Genomic DNA, 16,897 nt, shown 5'->3' with positions numbered 1-16,897 from the left:
GATTGCCGAAATGGAGTGATAGGTCACTCTTTCTTCTTGACGTCTCACCCGTCCCGCATACTGATACGGGCACGGCGCTCTCCGCCCGGCTCGGCTAGGCTGCGGCACATCATGCGTTTCGGGCTGCTTCTCCTTAGCTGCCGCGGCGAGGGCCTGTAGTCGTAGGCCGACCCCCTCCCCGCGGGATCTTGGCGTTGCGTTCGACAGTCGGCCGTCCCCACCGCAGGACCCCGAGGAGCCCTACGCCATGACTCAGTCGCAGTGGATCGGACGTCCCACCCCGATCACCAACGCCACGCACACCCAGCAGCCCTCCGGCATGCCGATCCACAAGTACGGCGTGTACGAGCAGGTGGACATCGCGGACCGCACCTGGCCCGACCGGCGCATCACCAAGGCCCCCCGCTGGCTCTCCACCGACCTGCGCGACGGCAACCAGGCCCTGATCGACCCGATGAGCCCCGCCCGCAAGCGCGAGATGTTCGACCTGCTGGTGCGCATGGGCTACAAGGAGATCGAGGTCGGCTTCCCGTCCTCCGGCGAGACCGACTTCAACTTCGTCCGCTCCATCATCGAAGAGGGCGCGATCCCGGACGACGTCACCATCTCCGTCCTGACCCAGGCCCGCGAGGACCTGATCGAGCGGACCGTCGAATCCCTGCGCGGCGCCAAGCGCGCCACCGTCCACCTGTACAACGCCACCGCGCCGACCTTCCGCCGGGTCGTCTTCCGCGGCTCCAAGGAGCAGATCAAGCAGATCGCCGTCGACGGCACCCGCCTGGTCATGGAGTACGCCGAGAAGATCCTGGGCGACGAGACCGTCTTCGGCTACCAGTACAGCCCCGAGATCTTCACCGACACCGAGCTGGACTTCGCCCTGGAGGTCTGCGAGGCCGTCTGCGACGTCTGGCAGCCCGAGGCCGGCCGCGAGATCATCCTCAACCTGCCCGCCACCGTGGAGCGTTCCACCCCCTCCACCCACGCGGACCGCTTCGAGTGGATGTCCCGCCACCTGACCCGCCGCGAGCACATCTGCCTGTCCGTGCACCCGCACAACGACCGAGGCACCGCCGTCGCCGCCGCCGAGCTGGCCATCATGGCCGGTGCGGACCGGATCGAGGGGTGTCTGTTCGGCCAGGGCGAGCGCACCGGCAACGTCGACCTGGTGACGCTGGGCATGAACCTGTTCTCCCAGGGCGTCGACCCGCAGATCGACTTCTCGCAGATCGACGAGATCCGCCGCACCTCCGAGTACTGCAACCAGATGGAGGTCCACCCCCGCCACCCCTACGCGGGCGACCTCGTCTACACCGCCTTCTCCGGCTCCCACCAGGACGCCATCAAGAAGGGCTTCGACGCCATGGAGGCGTCCGCCAAGGAGCAGGGCAAGACCGTCGACGAGATCGAGTGGGCCGTGCCGTACCTGCCCATCGACCCCAAGGACGTCGGCCGGTCCTACGAAGCCGTCATCCGCGTCAACTCCCAGTCCGGCAAGGGCGGCATCGCCTACGTCCTGAAGAACGACCACAAGCTGGACCTGCCGCGCCGGATGCAGATCGAGTTCTCCCGGCTCATCCAGGCCAAGACCGACGCCGAGGGCGGCGAGGTCACCCCAGCCCAGATCTGGTCCGTCTTCCAGGACGAGTACCTGCCCAACCCGGCCAACCCGTGGGGCCGCATCCAGCTGCGATCCGGCCAGACCACCACGGACAAGGACGGCACCGACACGCTGACCGTCGAAGCCGTCGTCGACGGCACCGACACCGTCCTGACCGGCTCCGGCAACGGACCCATCTCCGCCTTCTTCGCCGCGCTCAACGCCATCGGCGTGGACGCCCGACTGCTGGACTACCAGGAGCACACGATGAGCGAGGGCGCATCCGCGCAGGCAGCCTCGTACATCGAATGCGCCATCGACGGAAAGGTCCTGTGGGGCATCGGCATCGACGCCAACACGACCCGCGCGTCCCTGAAGGCGGTCATCTCCGCGGTCAACCGCGCCGCCCGCTAGTCAGCCGTACGGGTCCACGGCCCCGGCCGCGCCCGAATCGACGGATTCCCCGGAGCCCGCCCGCCCCTTACGGCAGGCGGGCTTCGGCCATGTGTCGGCGATCTGGCGACGAGGTGCTGACGCGGCATCATCGATGTGGCTAACATCACGCCAACGCGGCGAAGTGGCCGCGGGGGACCTCCCGTGCCGGAAGGCCACGGGGGTGGTGACGGAGGTGCGTCGTGCGGTCAGCCCGGGGATCCAACGGTCGGAAAATGGGTGTCTGCTCCATTCGAACCTCCTGGAACACCATCGGAGACGGCGAGTTCTTCTGCCCCGGCTGCGGAGGCGACCGCAACTACCGCCGCCGCACCGGCCGCCGCCGCATCGCCGTCCTCGGCGTGCCCGTGCTGCCCCGCGGCTTCGCCGGACCCGTCGTCGAATGCGCCGCCTGCCACACCCACTACGGCACCGACGTCCTCGACCACCCCACCACCAGCCGCTTCTCCGCGATGCTCCGCGACGGTGTGCACACCGTCGCCCTCGCCGTCCTCGCCGCCGGCGGCACCGCCTCCGCGACCGCCGTACGGACCGCGGTCGCCGGCGTCCGCGCCGCCGGATTCGAGGAATGTACGGGCGAACAGCTCGTCTCCCTCGTCGAGGCCCTCGCCGCCGACACCGGCCGCTTCATCCCCGACGCGGGCCCGTGCGGCGCCGCCCTCGCCATCGAACTCCACGAGGCCCTCGAACCCCTCGCCCCCCACCTCGCCGCCTCCGGCCGCGAATCGATCCTCGTCCAAGGCGCGAGGATCGCCCTCGCCGACGGGGCGTACACCCCCGCCGAACGAGACGTCCTCACGACGGTCGGCAACGCCCTCCAACTCGGCGCCGACGACACGGCCCGCCTGCTGGCCGCCGCCCGCGCGCCCCTCTTCTAGAGATCACGGCGCGATGTTGTGGTTGATCCGGAAGAGGTTGCCGGGGTCGTAGCGGCGCTTGACCGTGCGCAGACGGTCGTAGTTCCGGCCGTAGTTCGCCCGGACCCGCTCCTGGTCGTCGCTGTCCATGAAGTTCACGTACCCGGCCTCCTGGGTGTGTGGCCGTAGCGCCGCGTCGTACTCCCGCGTCCAGGCCACGTTCCGCTCCGTGTCGGCCGGATCCGCGTAACTCGCCCCGATCGCATGCGAGAACGACGCCTCCCGGTACGCGAACGCCGTCTCCTCGGCCCCCACCTCCTGCACCGCCCCGTCGATCGGGAAGATCGCCGTGTCGGTCTCCATCGACGGCATCGTCGCCCCGAACGCCATGTGCGCCTCGATCGCCCCGTCGGACAGCCCGCGGCTGAAGTGCCCCTTCCAGTAGTGGTACAGCCCCGGCGGCAGATCCTCGTCGAACAGCGTGTTGATCACCGGATACGGGATGCGGTCGACGGCCTGGCCCAGCACCGGCCCCAGATCGCCCAGCCGCGCCCGGACCTTCTTGCATCGCGTTGTAGACCCGCCGGGCTTCCTCGTAGGCCGGGTGCCCGGGCTCGATGACGTCACCGCGGATGAGTGTGCTGAGCGTCGTGTTCATGCCTCCGGTCTACGCGCGCCCGCCACCGCCCGGCATCGCCCGAACCACCCAAGTCCCCACCTCACCGAGGCATGGGCGAAACAGCCCATGGGCCGGTCACGACGCGCCGGGTCATGACGCCAGGCCGTGCGAGTACGCGAACGCCGTCGCCGCCGCCCGCGACGTCACCTCCAGCTTCGCGAAGATGTGGTTCAGATGCCGGGCCACGGTGTGCTCGCTGATCACCAACTGCTGGGCGATCTCCCGGTTCGTCCCGCCCGCCGCGACCAGCCGCAGCACCTCCACCTCCCGCTCCGTCAGCCCGCCCGGCAGGGCCCTGCGGCCCTCGCCCAGCAGCGCCGCCGCCCGCCGCGCGTCCGGCACCGCGCCCAGCTCCATGAAGGCCGCCCGGGCCGCCCGCAGCTCCAGCAGCGCCGCCTCGTCGTCCCCGGCCGCCCGGTCCTCCGCCGCCAGCAACATCCGTACCTGCGCCGCCTCGTACGGGATCCGCAGCTCCAGCCAGGCCGCCAGCGCCCGCCGCAGCGGCACCAACGCCTCTTCGTGGCGGGCCAGCGCCAGCGCGCCGCGCGCCGTGTCGGTCAGCGCCCCAAGCAGCGGGCCGCCCGACGCCAGCGTCTCCAGCTCCGCCACCGCATCCGCCGCCCCTGCCTCGTCCCCGACGGCCAGGTCCACCTCCACCTTCGCCGCCAACAGCCGCGCCCGGCCCAGCCGGTCATGGCCCGGCTCGCTCTGGCAGGCCAGCGCCAGCCGCAGCCCCGCCACCGCCGCCGCCGTCTTCCCCTGCGCCAGCCGCAGCAGCGCAAGACCCGGCTGCGGGATCCGCCCCAGCTCATGCGCGTGCGCGTACGAGACCGCCGCCGCCTCCAGATGACCGCGCCGCCGCCGGATCTCCCCGGCCACGTAGTGAGCGCCCGCCGCGGCCTCCAGGCAGTCCGGCATCACCTCCTGGCACACCCGTTCCGCCTCCCGGGCGGCCACAGGCCAGGCGCCGAGCAGATCGAGCACCTCGACATGGTGGATCCGGCACAGCCCACGGAACGGGTTGTCCGTCACCACCCCCGGCGGCAGCGACCCGTCCCCGCCGCCCGCACCCCGCGCATGCCACGACCACGGCACCGAACACCACGCCATCGCCGCGTCCGTCCACTCCACCGCCCGCCCGAAGTCCGCCGCCCCCATGCACTCCGTCAGAGCCAGGCAGAAGAGCATCCCCGTGAACATGCCGCTCAGTTCGCCCGCCGTCACCGCGCACATCGCATCGTCCAGCAGCGCGAGCCCCTCGGTCGTACGGCCCTCGGCCAGCAGCAGCGACGCATGCGCCGACCGGCTCAGTGCGACCAGATCGGGGCTGTCGCAGTGCCGGGCGATCCGCTCCATCCGGCGGGCCGCCGCGAGCGCCGCCTCCGGGTCATGGCCCGCCCGCGCCTCCTCCAGGTCCGACCAGGCCACGAAGCACTGCTCCGGACACTCCGGCACCTGCTCCAGATGGTGCCGCGCCCGGTGCAGCCAGCCCGCCGCGGCCGCCGGGCGCCCCAGACTGCGGTACTCGAACGCCAGCCACCACGCCGCGCCGCCGGCCCGCCGGTGGTCGCCCGCGGCCGAGAACCCCGCATGGGCGCGCAGCCGCGCCGCCACCGACTCGTCCACATGACCGGACCACCACGCCGCGTCCGCCAGCAGATCGAGGTCCTCCGGCTCCAGCCGCCGCGGCGCACCCCCGTCCAGGGCGTGCAGCGCTACATACGCCTCGACCCAGGAATCCCGGGCCACCGCATCACGCGCCCGCTCCACCGAGGGGGCCTCCTGGACGGCCATGGCCGCTCCCTTCCCTCCCCCAAGAGTAGGCGCCCCTTGCCGATCCCTATCGAATTTCGATAGATTCCCATCGTGAATCGATGGCGTAGAGGTAAATGGAGTAGAGGTATGGGGACGCGATGGGACAGCTGACCGTGATCGCACTGCGCGCCGTACTCGTCGTGCTGCTCGCCGGCACGCTGTTCGTCCAGGCGGTCATGGTGCCGCTGCTCGCCACCGACCTGAACGGGCTCGACCCCGACCTCGCCCACCTGCGGACCCCGGTCCTCGTGATCGTGGTCCTGGGCACCCTGACCTTTCAGACCATCCTGGTCTGCGTCTGGCGGCTGGTGACCATGGTGCGGCGCGGAACCGTCTTCTCCCACGGCGCCTTTGGTTACGTCCACATCGTCATCGGCGCGATCGTCGCCGCCGCCCTCCTGGTCTTCGCCCTCGGCGTCGTCCTGGCGCCCGGCGAAGCCGTGGCCCCCGGCGTCGTCCTCCTGGTGGGCGGCGCCGGCCTGGCCCTGCTCGGGGTCGCGCTCATCGTGCTCGTCATGCGGATGCTGCTCGCCCAGGCCGTCGCCCGCGACGTCGAAGCGACCCGGATGCAGGCCGAACTGGACGAGGTCATCTGATGCCGATCGTCGTCGACATCGACGTGATGCTCGCCAAACGCAAGATGTCCGTCGGCGAACTCGCCGACCGCGTCGGCATCACCCCCGCCAACCTGGCCGTGCTCAAGAACGGCCGCGCCAAGGCGGTGCGCTTCACGACCCTCGCCGCGCTCTGCCTCGTACTCGACTGCCAGCCCGGAGACCTGCTCCGCTGGGAACCCGGCGACGACGAGGCCGAGGGCTAGAGACAAGTGAGCCCGGTCGGGACGGTACGTACCGTCCCGACCGGGCTCACTCAGTTCAGGCGGGCGTCACACCGCTCGCCCGCAGCATCTCGTCCCGCTCGACGATCTTCACACGCTCACGGCCCTCGGCCTCACCGAGCTTCCTCTCCGCCGCGTCCAGGGCGTACCAGCCCTCCCACGTCGTGTACGCGACACCCTTGCCCTCCAGGAAGTCCACGACCGCCTCCTCGGTGGGCGACTCCGGCGTCTGCAGACGCCCCGCCGCGTGGTCCTCCAGGAGGTTCTTCACCGTCTCGTTGGCGTCACCCTTGGTGTGCCCGATCAGACCGACCGGCCCACGCCGGATCCATCCGGTGACGTACGTCGACGTCAGGTGCTCGCCGTTCTCGATGACCCGGCCGCCCTCGTCCGGCACCGTGCCGGACGCGACGTCGAACGGAAGCTTCGGCAGCTCGTCGGAGAGGTAGCCGACCGCGCGGTACACGGCCTGCACGTCCCAGTCCGTCGTCGTGCCCGTGCCCTTGACGTTGCCCGTGCCGTCGAGCTCGGTGCGCTCGGTGCGCAGACCGACGACCTTGCCGTCCTCGCCGAGGATCTCGGTCGGCGACTCGAAGAAGTGCAGGAACAGCTTGTGCGGCCGCTCGCCGACGTCCCGGATCGCCCAGTTCTCCAGCGTCTTCGCCACCATGTCCACCTGCTTGTTGGAGCGGCGGTCGGCGATGGAGCCGTCGTCGTAATCGATGTCCTCGGGGTTGACGATCACCTCGATGGTGGGGGAGTGGTCCAGCTCCCGCAGCTCCATCGGGCTGAACTTCGCCTGCGCCGGGCCGCGGCGGCCGAAGACATGGATCTCCAGCGCCTTGTTGGCCTTCAGACCGTCGTAGACGTTCGGCGGGATCTCGGTCGGCAGCAGCTCGTCGGCGGTCTTCGCGAGGATCCGCGCCACGTCGAGCGCCACGTTGCCGACACCGAGGACGGCGACCTTCTCCGCCTCCAGCGGCCACGTACGCGGCACGTCCGGGTGACCGTCGTACCAGGACACGAAGTCGGCCGCGCCGTAGGAACCGTCCAGGTCGATCCCGGGGATCCGGAGCTCGCGGTCGGCCATCGCGCCGGTCGAGAAGATCACGGCGTCGTAGAACGCGCGCAGATCGTCGAGGCTGAGGTCGGTGCCGTAGTCGACATTGCCGAAGAGACGTATCTGCGGCTTGTCGAGCACCTGGTGCAGGGCGGTGATGATGCCCTTGATCCGGGGGTGGTCGGGCGCCACGCCGTAGCGGATGAGCCCGAAGGGGGCGGGCATCCGCTCGAAGAGGTCGATGGACACGCCCGGCTCGGTGGCGGCCTCGGACTTCAGCAGCGCGTCAGCGGCGTAGATCCCGGCAGGGCCGGCGCCGACGATCGCGACCCGGAGAGGGCGGGGCATGTCAGGGTTCCCTTCGCAAGCGACGTGGCGGCGGGAAGCCGCCGCAACTTAGGTCACCCTTTCAAACGCAGTTCAGGGCGTGGTACCCACCCCCCACCTATGACCTCATAAGGCGGACTTATGAGGTCTATAGGCTGGCCTTGGGGGTGAGGAGGGGCGTCATCCCACGCGGAAAAAAGTCCCGGAAAAAGTCCGACGAGGATGTCGAGAACCCGTGGCCGGCTCCGTCCCAGGGGTGAACGCGACCACAATGGGTCGCACAGCACCGAGGAGAAGCAATCATGGCCAAGTACCTGCTGCTCAAGCACTACCGCGGCGCCCCGACCCCGGTCAACGACGTCCCCATGGACCAGTGGACGCCGGAGGAGATCTCGGCCCACATCCAGTACATGCGCGACTTCGCCACCCGCCTGGAGGGCACCGGCGAGTTCGTCGACGGTCAGGCGCTCGCCCCCGAGGGGGCATGGGTCCGGTACGACGGCGAAGGCCGCCCGCCGGTCACCGACGGCCCGTTCGCCGAGACCAAGGACCTCATCGCCGGCTGGATGGTGATCGACGTCGACAGCTACGACCGTGCCGTCGAGCTCGCCGGAGAACTGTCGGCCGCCCCCGGCGCGGGCGGGAAGCCCATCCATGAGTGGCTGGAGGTACGCCCGTTCCTCGCCGCGCCGCCCACCATCACGGAGTGACGCCCCCGGTGTCTCAGATGGACGAGGCCCTGCTCCGGAGCCTCACCCCCAGCGTCCTCGCCATCCTCGTCCGCCGCGGAGCCGACTTCGCGGCGGCCGAGGACGCCGTACAGGACGCCCTCGTCGAGGCACTCCGCGTCTGGCCTGCCGACCAGCCCCGCGACCCCAAGGGCTGGCTGGTCACCGTCGCCTGGCGCAAGTTCCTCGACGCGACCCGCGCGGACACCGCCCGCCGCCGCCGCGAGGACCTCGTCGACGAGGAGCCGCCACCCGGGCCCACGCCCGCCGTGGACGACACGCTCCAGCTCTACTTCCTGTGCGCCCACCCGTCGCTCACACCGTCGTCCGCGATCGCGCTCACACTGCGCGCCGTCGGCGGACTGACCACCCGCCAGATCGCCCAGGCCTACCTGGTCCCCGAGGCGACCATGGCCCAGCGCATCAGCCGGGCCAAGCGCACCGTCTCCGGCATACGGTTCGACCAGCCCGGCGACGTCGACACCGTGCTGCGCGTCCTGTACCTGGTCTTCAACGAGGGCTACTCCGGCGACATCGACCTCGCCGCCGAGGCCATCCGGCTGACCCGCCGGCTCGCGGCCCAGGTCGACCACCCCGAGGTGGCGGGGCTCCTCGCCCTCATGCTGCTCCACCACGCCCGCCGCGCCGCCCGGACCGCGCCCGACGGCAGCCTCGTACCGCTCGCCGAGCAGGACCGCGGCCGGTGGGACACCACGTTGATCGCCGAGGGCGTCGAGATCCTTCAGGCGGCCCTCGCCCGCGACCGGCTCGGCGAGTTCCAGGCCCAGGCCGCCATCGCGGCCCTCCACGCCGACGCGCCCACCGCCGACGAGACCGACTGGGTGCAGATCGTCGAGTGGTACGACGAACTCGCCCGCCTGACCGACAGCCCGGTCGTCCGCCTCAACCGCGCGGTGGCCGTCGGCGAGGCCGACGGACCACGCGCGGGCCTCGCGGCGCTCGCGACGCTGGACGGTTCACTGCCTCGCTACACGGCGGTGGCTGCGTACCTCCACGAGCGCGACGGCGACCTGACGACGGCGGCACGGCTGTACGCCGAGGCGGCCCAGAAGGCCCCCAACCTCGCCGAACGCGACCACCTGACCCGCCAGGCCGCCCGCCTCAACGCCCGCCGACGTAGCTGACGAAGGCGCCCCAGGCGGCCGCGCCGACGACGAGGGCGGGGCCGCCGGGGTTCTTGGAGTCCCGGACGGGGACGACTCCGGGGACGTCGTCAAGGACCTCGACGCAGTCGCCGCCCTGCCCGTTGCTGTAGGAGCTCTTGCGCCAGGGGGCGGAGCCCGGGAAGTCGTACGCCACTTCGACGCAGTCGCCGCCCTCGCCGTTGCTGTAGGAACTCTTGAACCAGCGGGCGTTCGTCAGGTCGTAATCGCGCATCGTCTGTAGTCCTCAGCCGCCGACTCGATCAGGGCCAGGGACGCCTCCGGCGACAGTGCGGCGACCCTGAGCAGATCGTAGGCGCGCTGCACCCGCTTCACCACCGCCGGATCGTCCAGCAAAGTCCCCGAAAAGGCGGTCTCTGTATAGGCGGTTGGCGGTTCCTCCGCGAACTCCATGAGCTTCAGCGTCCCGGTCATGGACGCATGCGCCCCTGCCGCGTACGGGAGGACCGTCACCAGAGCCGTCCGCCGCCGCATCATCATGGCGATGTGCTCCAGCGCCTCCGCCATCACGGCCGGGCCGCCCACAGGGATCCGTAGCACGTTCTCGTGCAATGTGACCCAATACTCGGGGGTTGTAGTGCGGGTGAGGATCTCCGACCGCTCCAGTCGGCCGTCGACCGTCTCCTCCACGTACGCGTCCGCCGCGAACGGATTCGCCGCGATCGTGATCGCCCGGGCGTACGCGGCGGTCTGGAGCAGCCCCGGCACGACCGACGGCGCGAACTCGCAGATCTTCGTGGCCAGCCGTTCGAGCTCCGCGACCGGCGCGAAATACGAGGCATACGGCGCGTCCGCGATGAGCTTCCGCCACATCCGCTCGAAAATACCTCCGGTTTGTAAAACCTCGTCGATCCGCATCGCCACGTCCAGCTGCGGCTTCCTAATCGCCTGTTCGAATTGGCCGATGTAACCGCCGGAAACGAACACCCGCCGCCCCAGCTGGTCCTGCGTCAAAGGCGCCGCCTCCCTGATCCGCTTGAGCTCCTCCCCGAAGAACTCCCAGGCAGACTGCTTGGACCTGTTGGCCATGGGTTAACTCCCCTGTGCTGCTCCGCAGTTGTAGCGCGTGTGCAACGGACGATTCTAAGCAGCCGGGGTCACAGTGGTGTGGGTAAGCGGGAAATTGATTGGGAAAGGGCAGCCATGGCGATGAAGAAAGCATCGAAGGACGCTCCGGCCGGGAGCGTCGAGGACGCGCGAGAGGCGGTGGCGGAATTGCGTTCGGCCCTCGAGAAGGCCGGTGTCACGCTTCCCTCCCTGGGGCTCGATCCCGTCTCCTCTGCGTACGAAACACCCCGGCCGCTCGTCGAATTGGGACGCTGCACGGTCGAGACCGCCCGCCGGCTGGCCGCTGCACTACCGGGGGAGGAGTGACCGTGATGGCCGTACTGCCCGTCGGGTCGTACGTCGTCGAGATCCGCACCGGACGCGTGGGGCGTGTGATGGGACATGTGGGGCCGTACGTACAGCTGAGACCGTTCGGAGGCGGTCGGGAATGGGACTGCGAGCCCGAGGGCGTACGGATGGCGACGGCGGCCGAGCGGCTGAGCGCGGCGACGGCGTATGCGAACGCACGGAGCCGGGGCGAGGTTCCTTGATCGAAAAGGGGGTTGACCTCAAGTCCCCTTGAGGTCGAAGGATGTGTGCGTGCCGTCCGAAGAGCACGGACGGCACGCCCCACGGACCGCACGCGGCGACCGCACGCACTGGCCGTGGGCTGACCGCCGGGCGGTCAGCCGTACCAGGTGACGTTGCATACGTGGACGCACGCGTGCCGTCTCGGTGCCCAGAGCGGCGAGCTCGGTGGCAAGCCGTTCCACCTCGGCCACGACGCCGGGAGGCAGGCCCGCCGTGATGTACTCCTCCGTCGGGTTGTAGTCCCAGGACCACTCGGTCACAGGCCGGCCTCGGATTCCGCGGCCTTCCGGATACGCAGGATCTCGGCGATCGCCTCCGCCGGGTCGTCCCTGCCTTCGTCCACGAGCCGCTCCAGCTCCCGCAGACGCGCCGCCCGCTGTGGATGCCGCTCGATCGCCACGAACACCGCCCACGAATGCACGAAGGCCCGCAGCGGTGCCAGGCTCTGCGTCTGCTGCGCGTTGGTCGTCGCCTCGAACAGATGCTGGGTGAGCGCCGGGACACGGCTCGGCGCGATCCTGACCACCGCCGCCCGCAAGGCATCCGGGGTGAGCTCGGGCATCGGGATCAGCGGCCCGTACGGGCCGTCCGGCTGCGCACTCGCAGAGGCCTCCGGTGCGGATGGGACGGATTCTCGTACCGTACCGGTCGGCGGCCCCCCGGGCCGGGCAAACCCCGCCCGGGGGACCGCCGCCCCCCGGCCGTACGGGACAATGACCCCATGAGTCTGTTCCGCGACGACGGCATCGTGCTGCGCACCCAGAAGCTGGGCGAGGCGGACCGCATCATCACGCTCCTCACCCGCGGTCACGGCCGCGTACGGGCCGTGGCGCGCGGGGTCCGCCGCACGAAGTCGAAGTTCGGCGCACGACTCGAACCCTTCTCCCACGTCGACGTGCAGTTCTTCGCCCGCGGCAGCGACCTCGTCGGACGCGGCCTGCCCCTGTGCACCCAGAGCGAGACCATCGCGGCGTACGGCGGCGCAATCGTCACCGACTACGCCCGCTACACCGCCGGCACCGCCATGCTGGAGACCGCGGAACGCTTCACCGAGAACGAAGGCGAGCCCTCCGTCCAGCAGTACCTCCTGCTCGTCGGCGCCCTGCGCACCCTCGCCCGCGGCGAACACGCCCCGAACCTCGTCCTCGACGCCTTCCTCCTGCGCTCCCTCGCCGTCAACGGCTACGCGCCCAGCTTCGAGGACTGCGCCCGCTGCGGCATCCACGGACCCAACCGGTTCTTCTCGGTCGGACAGGGCGGGGTCGTATGCGCCGACTGCCGCGTCCCCGGCAGCGTCGTACCCTCTGCGGAGGCCATCGGCCTGCTCAGCGCGCTGCTCAGCGGCGACTGGGACACGGCGGACGCGTGCGAGCCACGTCACGTCAGGGAGGGGAGCGGACTGGTGTCCGCCTATCTGCACTGGCACCTGGAGCGCGGCCTGCGCTCGCTGCGGTACGTAGAGAAGAGCTAGGAGAGTGTGACCCCATGGCACGACGTGGAATCCTCGGGCGGTCCCGCCGTGAGTACAAGGTCCCCGAGCCGCACCCCTCGGGCGCGCTCCCCCCGAAGATCCCGGGCGAGCTCGTGCCGAAACACGTGGCGATCGTCATGGACGGCAACGGCCGCTGGGCCAAGGACCGCGGCCTGCCGCGCACCGAGGGGCACAAGGTCGGCGCCGAGCGCGTGCTCGACGTCCTCCAGGGCGCGGTCGAGATGGGCGTCGGCAGCATCTCCCTGTACGCCTTCTCCACCGAGAACTGGAAGCGCTCGCCGGACGAGGTGCGCTTCCTCATGAACTTCAACCGCGACTTCATCCGCAAGACCCGCGACCAGCTCGACGAGCTCGGCATCCGTGTGCGCTGGGCGGGGCGGATGCCCAAGCTGTGGAAGTCGGTGGCCAAGGAGCTCCAGATCGCCCAGGAGCAGACCAAGGACAACGACCGGCTCACCCTCTACTTCTGCATGAACTACGGCGGCCGCGCGGAGCTCGCGGACGCGATGCAGGCCATCGCCGAGGACGTGAAGGCGGGCAAGCTCGACCCGTCGAAGGTCGGCGAGAAGACGATCCAGAAGTATCTGTACTACCCGGACATGCCGGACGTCGACATGTTCCTGCGGCCCAGCGGTGAGCAGCGCACGTCCAACTACCTGATCTGGCAGAGCGCCTACGCCGAGATGGTCTTCCAGGACGTCCTGTGGCCCGACTTCGACCGCCGCGACCTGTGGCGCGCCTGCCTCGAATACGCCCAGCGCGACCGCCGCTTCGGCGGCGCGGTCCCCAACGAGGAACTCCTGAAGATGGAAAGCGACCTCGCCAAGTGACCACCGGCCGCTCCGGCGCCGAGTGACGCGAAGGGCCCGTACCGTTCGACCGGTACGGGCCCTTCGTCATGTCATCACGGACGGATCACTTCGCCGCGCACTCCGCGCACGTGCCGAAGATCTCCACCGTGTGCGCCACATTCACGAAACCGTGCTGAGCCGCGATCGTCTCCGCCCACTGCTCCACCGCCGGGCCCTCGACCTCGACCGCCTTGCCGCACATACGGCACACCAGATGGTGGTGGTGGTCGCCCGTCGAACAGCGGCGGTAGACCGCCTCGCCGTCGCTGGTGCGCAGCACATCGACCTCGCCCGCGTCCGCGAGCGACTGCAGCGTGCGATAGACCGTGGTCAGGCCGACCGAGTCACCGCGGTGCTTGAGCATGTCGTGCAGCTCCTGCGCGCTGCGGAACTCGTCCACCTCGTTCAGCGCCGCCGACACGGCGGCCCGCTGCCGGGTAGACCGGCCGCGTACGGGGGGTCCTGCCGTCGCCACAGGTGCCTCCTCACCAGATGGATGCCTTTGGCCGCCATTCTGCCAGGCCGCGACCCCGGCCTGATCAGAGCGTCACGTCGTCGCCCGAACGGCGCGTGCCGGGAACCGCCACATCACAGCCGTCCCCGCCCTCACCAGGCCCCCCGGAACCCCCACCGGCCACCGCCGCCACCCGGGCGCGGCGCCTGGCCAGCGGCGCCGCAAGCGCCGTCAGCACCACGAACACACCGATCGCGAGCAGCACGATCGTCGCGCCCGGCGGCACATCCTGGTAGTACGTGATGATCGTCCCGGACAATGTCACACCCGTACCGATCACCACCGCCAGCACGAACGTCACCCGGAACGACCGGGTCAGCTGCTGCGCCGCCGCCACCGGCACCACCATCAGCGCACTCACCAGCAGCAGACCGACCACCCGCATCGCCACCGTCACCGTCACCGCCGCCGTCACCGCGATCAGCAGATTCAGCGCCCGCACCGGAAGCCCCGTGACCCGCGCGAACTCCTCGTCCTGACTCACTGCGAACAGCTGACGCCGCAGCCCCACCGTCACGGCCACCACGAACGCCGCCAGCAGCACGATCGCCGTCACATCCTCCTCGGAGACCGTCGACAGCGACCCGAAGAGATACGACAGAAGATTGGCGTTCGAGCCGCCCGCCATGTTCATCAGCAGCACACCGCCCGCCATACCGCCGTAGAAGAGCAGCGCGAGCGCGATGTCACCGCGCGTACGCCCGTACGCCCGGATCAGCTCCATGGCGACCGCGCCCACGACCGAGACGAGCGTCGCCATCCATACCGGGTTCGTCGACATCAGGAAGCCGAGCCCGACACCGGTCATCGCGACATGGCCGATGCCGTCGCCCATCAGCGCCTGCCGGCGCTGCACGAGAAAAATGCCGACGGCGGGCGCCGTGATCCCGACGAGCACGGCCGCGATCAGCGCCCGCTGCATGAAGGCAGGTTCCAGGAAATCCATGATCAGGTCAGCAGTCCCGTGCGAAGCGGCTCATCGGCCGCGTGCGGATGTACGTGGTCGTGCCCGGGCAGCGCGTGCTGGCCGACGGCCTTCGGAGGCGGCCCGTCATGCACCACACACCCGTCCCGCAGCACGACCGCCCGGTCGATCAGCGGCTCCAGCGGCCCCAGCTCATGCAGCACCAGCAGCACCGACACCCCACCCGCGACCTGCTCCCGCAGCGTCGAGGCGAGGATCTCCTGGCTGGCCAGGTCCACCCCGGCCATCGGCTCGTCCATGATCAGCAGCTCGGGGTCGGCCGCCAGCGCACGCGCGATCAGCACCCGCTGATGCTGCCCGCCCGAGAGCGCGGCCACCGAGTCCTTGGCCCGGTCGGCCAGACCGACCAGCTCGATCGAGCGCTCGACAGCCGCCCGGTCCGCCCGCGACAACCACCCGATCCGCTTGCGCGACAGCCGCCCGGAGGTCACCACCTCACGTACGGTCGCCGGAACCCCGCTGGCGGCCGTCGTCCGCTGGGGTACGTACCCCACCCGCGCCCAGTCCCGGAAACGCCGCAACTCGGTGCCGAAGAGGGAGACGCTGCCGCCGGTGAGCGGGACCTGCCCGATCACCGACCGTACGGCGGTCGACTTGCCCGAGCCGTTGGCGCCGAGCAACGCGACGACCTCACCGTGGTTCACGGTGAGGTCGATCCCGCGCAGGACGGGGCGCGAGCCGAGCGCCGCGGTGGCACCGCGGACGGATATGACGGGGTCCATGGTGGGCGCCTCCACTGCGTTCCTGCCTGCCTGCGTCACTTCTGTGTCACTTCGCGCCGAGAGCCTTCTGCAGCGCGGCGAGGTTGGACTGCATGACCTCGATGTAGTCATCGCCCTTGGACCTGTCCGTGATTCCCTCCAGCGGGTCCAGGACGTCCGTCTTCAGACCGGTGTCCTTCGCGAGGGTCTTCGCGGTCTTGTCACTGGCGAGCGTCTCGAAGAAGACGGTCGTGACCTTCTCCTTCTTCGCCACCGCCTGGAGCTCCTGGATCCGCTTGGGGCTCGGCTCGGACTCCGGGTCCAGACCGGCGATGCCCTCCTGGTCCAGGCCGTAGCGCTCGGCGAGGTAGCCGAAGGCGGCGTGGGTGGTGATGAAGGTCCGGGTCTCCGTCTTCTTCAGCTCCTGGTCGAAGGAGACGTTGAGCGTGCTGAGCTTCTTGACGAGCGCGGTGGTGTTCTTCCGGTACGCGGCCGCGTGGTCCGGGTCCGCCTTCTCCAGCGCCGCGCCCACGCCCTTGGCGACCTCGGCGTACTTCACCGGGTCCAGCCAGATGTGCGGGTCGCCGCCGGCCTCTTCCTTGTGGCCTTCTTCCGCGTGGCCCTCTTCGGCGTGCGCCCCGTGGTCGTGGCCGTCCTCGGCGCCGTGGTTCTCCAGCTTGGTGAGGGTCGCCGCGTCCACGGTGTTCTTCACCCCGGCGTCCTTGACCGCCTCGTCGACGGCGGGCTGGACACCCTTGAGGTAGAGGATGAAGTCCGCCTCTTCGAGGCTGCCCCGCTCCTTCGGCTTCAGATCCAGGTCGTGCGGCTCGACGCCCGGCTCGGTGAGCGTACGGACGGAGACGTGCTCGCCACCGATCTGCTCGGCGAGGTACTGCATGGGATAGAACGACGCCACGACGTCCAGCTTGCCGTCGCTCTTCTTGTCGGCGGACCCCGACGAACCGGAGCAGGCGGACAGGGAGAACAGCCCGAGCGCGACGGCCCCGGCGACGGCGGTGGTGGGTATCAGACGGCGTACGTTCATGACAGTCATTTTCAACAAACCTGGAAACGATTGTCAACAAAGCGTCTTAGTGCCCTCCGTCACCCATCGATTTGATCCGGGGGGTGCGGCCGCCGGTAATCTGAAGCATTCGCACTTCGTCGTCGTAATGAAG

General features: G+C 70.0%; 20 protein-coding genes. 10 read left to right on the top strand and 10 right to left on the bottom strand.

Annotated features, from left to right (window positions below; translation table 11 throughout):
• The first annotated feature begins 247 nt into the window (after positions 1-247).
• Together leuA and ACZ7LT_RS03640 are read left to right on the top strand one after the other, a co-directional pair.
• On the top strand, positions 248-2,011 hold the full coding sequence (leuA, locus tag ACZ7LT_RS03645; protein WP_471233675.1) for a 2-isopropylmalate synthase: 1,764 nt from the start codon (positions 248-250) through the stop codon (positions 2,009-2,011).
• A gap of 254 nt (positions 2,012-2,265) precedes the next feature.
• Positions 2,266-2,928: a TerB family tellurite resistance protein gene (locus ACZ7LT_RS03640; RefSeq protein ID WP_471233673.1), complete on the top strand. Its 663-nt coding sequence runs from the start codon at positions 2,266-2,268 to the stop codon at positions 2,926-2,928.
• Positions 2,929-2,931: 3 nt separating this feature from the next.
• Here the strand turns inward: ACZ7LT_RS03640 and ACZ7LT_RS03635 are convergent, their stop codons facing one another.
• Positions 2,932-3,534, bottom strand: coding sequence for a BBE domain-containing protein (locus ACZ7LT_RS03635; protein ID WP_471233671.1), 603 nt, complete (start codon positions 3,532-3,534; stop codon positions 2,932-2,934).
• A 142-nt stretch (positions 3,535-3,676) separates the two neighbouring features.
• Entirely contained in the window at positions 3,677-5,380 is a 1,704-nt protein-coding gene (locus ACZ7LT_RS03630; RefSeq protein ID WP_471233670.1) for a LuxR C-terminal-related transcriptional regulator, read from the bottom strand.
• Positions 5,381-5,499: 119 nt separating this feature from the next.
• Between ACZ7LT_RS03630 and ACZ7LT_RS03625 the strand changes: the two genes are divergently transcribed.
• Together ACZ7LT_RS03625 and ACZ7LT_RS03620 are read left to right on the top strand one after the other, a co-directional pair.
• Positions 5,500-5,997: a DUF2975 domain-containing protein gene (locus ACZ7LT_RS03625; RefSeq protein WP_471233668.1), complete on the top strand. Its 498-nt coding sequence runs from the start codon at positions 5,500-5,502 to the stop codon at positions 5,995-5,997.
• Positions 5,997-6,221 carry a helix-turn-helix domain-containing protein gene (locus tag ACZ7LT_RS03620; protein WP_471233665.1) on the top strand — a complete coding sequence of 75 codons (225 nt, stop codon included), beginning with the start codon at positions 5,997-5,999 and terminating at the stop codon, positions 6,219-6,221. The genes ACZ7LT_RS03625 and ACZ7LT_RS03620 overlap by 1 nt, the downstream gene beginning before the upstream one ends.
• 55 nt (positions 6,222-6,276) lie before the next feature.
• On the opposite strand, the gene ACZ7LT_RS03615 is transcribed toward ACZ7LT_RS03620, so the two are convergent.
• Positions 6,277-7,647 (bottom strand): FAD-dependent oxidoreductase, encoded by a 1,371-nt coding sequence (locus ACZ7LT_RS03615; RefSeq protein WP_471233663.1) that lies wholly within the window; start codon positions 7,645-7,647, stop codon positions 6,277-6,279.
• A 281-nt stretch (positions 7,648-7,928) separates the two neighbouring features.
• Here ACZ7LT_RS03615 and ACZ7LT_RS03610 point away from each other — a divergent pair, with 281 nt between their 5' ends.
• Both ACZ7LT_RS03610 and ACZ7LT_RS03605 read left to right on the top strand, forming a co-directional pair.
• Entirely contained in the window at positions 7,929-8,336 is a 408-nt protein-coding gene (locus ACZ7LT_RS03610) for a YciI family protein (RefSeq protein ID WP_471233661.1), read from the top strand.
• 17 nt (positions 8,337-8,353) lie between these two features.
• Positions 8,354-9,499: an RNA polymerase sigma factor gene (locus ACZ7LT_RS03605; RefSeq protein WP_471234778.1), complete on the top strand. Its 1,146-nt coding sequence runs from the start codon at positions 8,354-8,356 to the stop codon at positions 9,497-9,499.
• On the opposite strand, the gene ACZ7LT_RS03600 is transcribed toward ACZ7LT_RS03605, so the two are convergent.
• Both ACZ7LT_RS03600 and ACZ7LT_RS03595 read right to left on the bottom strand, forming a co-directional pair.
• A complete protein-coding gene (locus tag ACZ7LT_RS03600) occupies positions 9,477-9,752 on the bottom strand; it encodes a DUF397 domain-containing protein (RefSeq protein ID WP_471233659.1) in 276 nt (91 codons plus the stop codon). The two genes, ACZ7LT_RS03605 and ACZ7LT_RS03600, sit on opposite strands and share 23 nt — an antisense overlap.
• Positions 9,734-10,567 (bottom strand): helix-turn-helix domain-containing protein, encoded by an 834-nt coding sequence (locus tag ACZ7LT_RS03595; protein ID WP_471233655.1) that lies wholly within the window; start codon positions 10,565-10,567, stop codon positions 9,734-9,736. The genes ACZ7LT_RS03600 and ACZ7LT_RS03595 overlap by 19 nt, the downstream gene beginning before the upstream one ends.
• A 120-nt stretch (positions 10,568-10,687) precedes the next feature.
• On the opposite strand from ACZ7LT_RS03595, the gene ACZ7LT_RS03590 reads away from it, so the two are divergent.
• Positions 10,688-10,912 (top strand): hypothetical protein, encoded by a 225-nt coding sequence (locus ACZ7LT_RS03590; protein WP_471234777.1) that lies wholly within the window; start codon positions 10,688-10,690, stop codon positions 10,910-10,912.
• Between the two features lie 5 nt (positions 10,913-10,917).
• Positions 10,918-11,136 carry a hypothetical protein gene (locus ACZ7LT_RS03585; protein ID WP_471233653.1) on the top strand — a complete coding sequence of 73 codons (219 nt, stop codon included), beginning with the start codon at positions 10,918-10,920 and terminating at the stop codon, positions 11,134-11,136.
• A 296-nt stretch (positions 11,137-11,432) separates the two neighbouring features.
• Here ACZ7LT_RS03585 and ACZ7LT_RS03580 read toward each other — a convergent pair whose 3' ends face one another.
• On the bottom strand, positions 11,433-11,738 hold the full coding sequence (locus ACZ7LT_RS03580) for a DUF6247 family protein (protein ID WP_471233652.1): 306 nt from the start codon (positions 11,736-11,738) through the stop codon (positions 11,433-11,435).
• 159 nt (positions 11,739-11,897) lie between these two features.
• Between ACZ7LT_RS03580 and recO the strand changes: the two genes are divergently transcribed.
• Positions 11,898-12,647: a DNA repair protein RecO gene (gene recO, locus ACZ7LT_RS03575; RefSeq protein ID WP_471233651.1), complete on the top strand. Its 750-nt coding sequence runs from the start codon at positions 11,898-11,900 to the stop codon at positions 12,645-12,647.
• A gap of 14 nt (positions 12,648-12,661) precedes the next feature.
• Positions 12,662-13,498: an isoprenyl transferase gene (locus tag ACZ7LT_RS03570; protein WP_471233648.1), complete on the top strand. Its 837-nt coding sequence runs from the start codon at positions 12,662-12,664 to the stop codon at positions 13,496-13,498.
• An 85-nt stretch (positions 13,499-13,583) separates the two neighbouring features.
• Here ACZ7LT_RS03570 and ACZ7LT_RS03565 read toward each other — a convergent pair whose 3' ends face one another.
• The 4 genes from ACZ7LT_RS03565 to ACZ7LT_RS03550 all read right to left on the bottom strand — a co-directional run bounded on the left by ACZ7LT_RS03565 (position 13,584) and on the right by ACZ7LT_RS03550 (position 16,764).
• Entirely contained in the window at positions 13,584-13,994 is a 411-nt protein-coding gene (locus ACZ7LT_RS03565) for a Fur family transcriptional regulator (RefSeq protein WP_471233646.1), read from the bottom strand.
• Positions 13,995-14,058: 64 nt separating this feature from the next.
• Entirely contained in the window at positions 14,059-14,979 is a 921-nt protein-coding gene (locus ACZ7LT_RS03560) for a metal ABC transporter permease (protein ID WP_471233645.1), read from the bottom strand.
• 2 nt (positions 14,980-14,981) lie between these two features.
• Entirely contained in the window at positions 14,982-15,740 is a 759-nt protein-coding gene (locus ACZ7LT_RS03555; protein ID WP_471233641.1) for a metal ABC transporter ATP-binding protein, read from the bottom strand.
• Between the two features lie 46 nt (positions 15,741-15,786).
• Positions 15,787-16,764, bottom strand: a complete 978-nt coding sequence (locus ACZ7LT_RS03550; protein ID WP_471233637.1) for a metal ABC transporter substrate-binding protein — start codon at positions 16,762-16,764, stop codon at positions 15,787-15,789.
• Positions 16,765-16,897: the final 133 nt, after the last annotated feature.

This window comes from Streptomyces sp. NPDC039465, from assembly GCF_055639315.1.
This window is presented reverse-complemented; position numbering and strand designations above follow the sequence as displayed.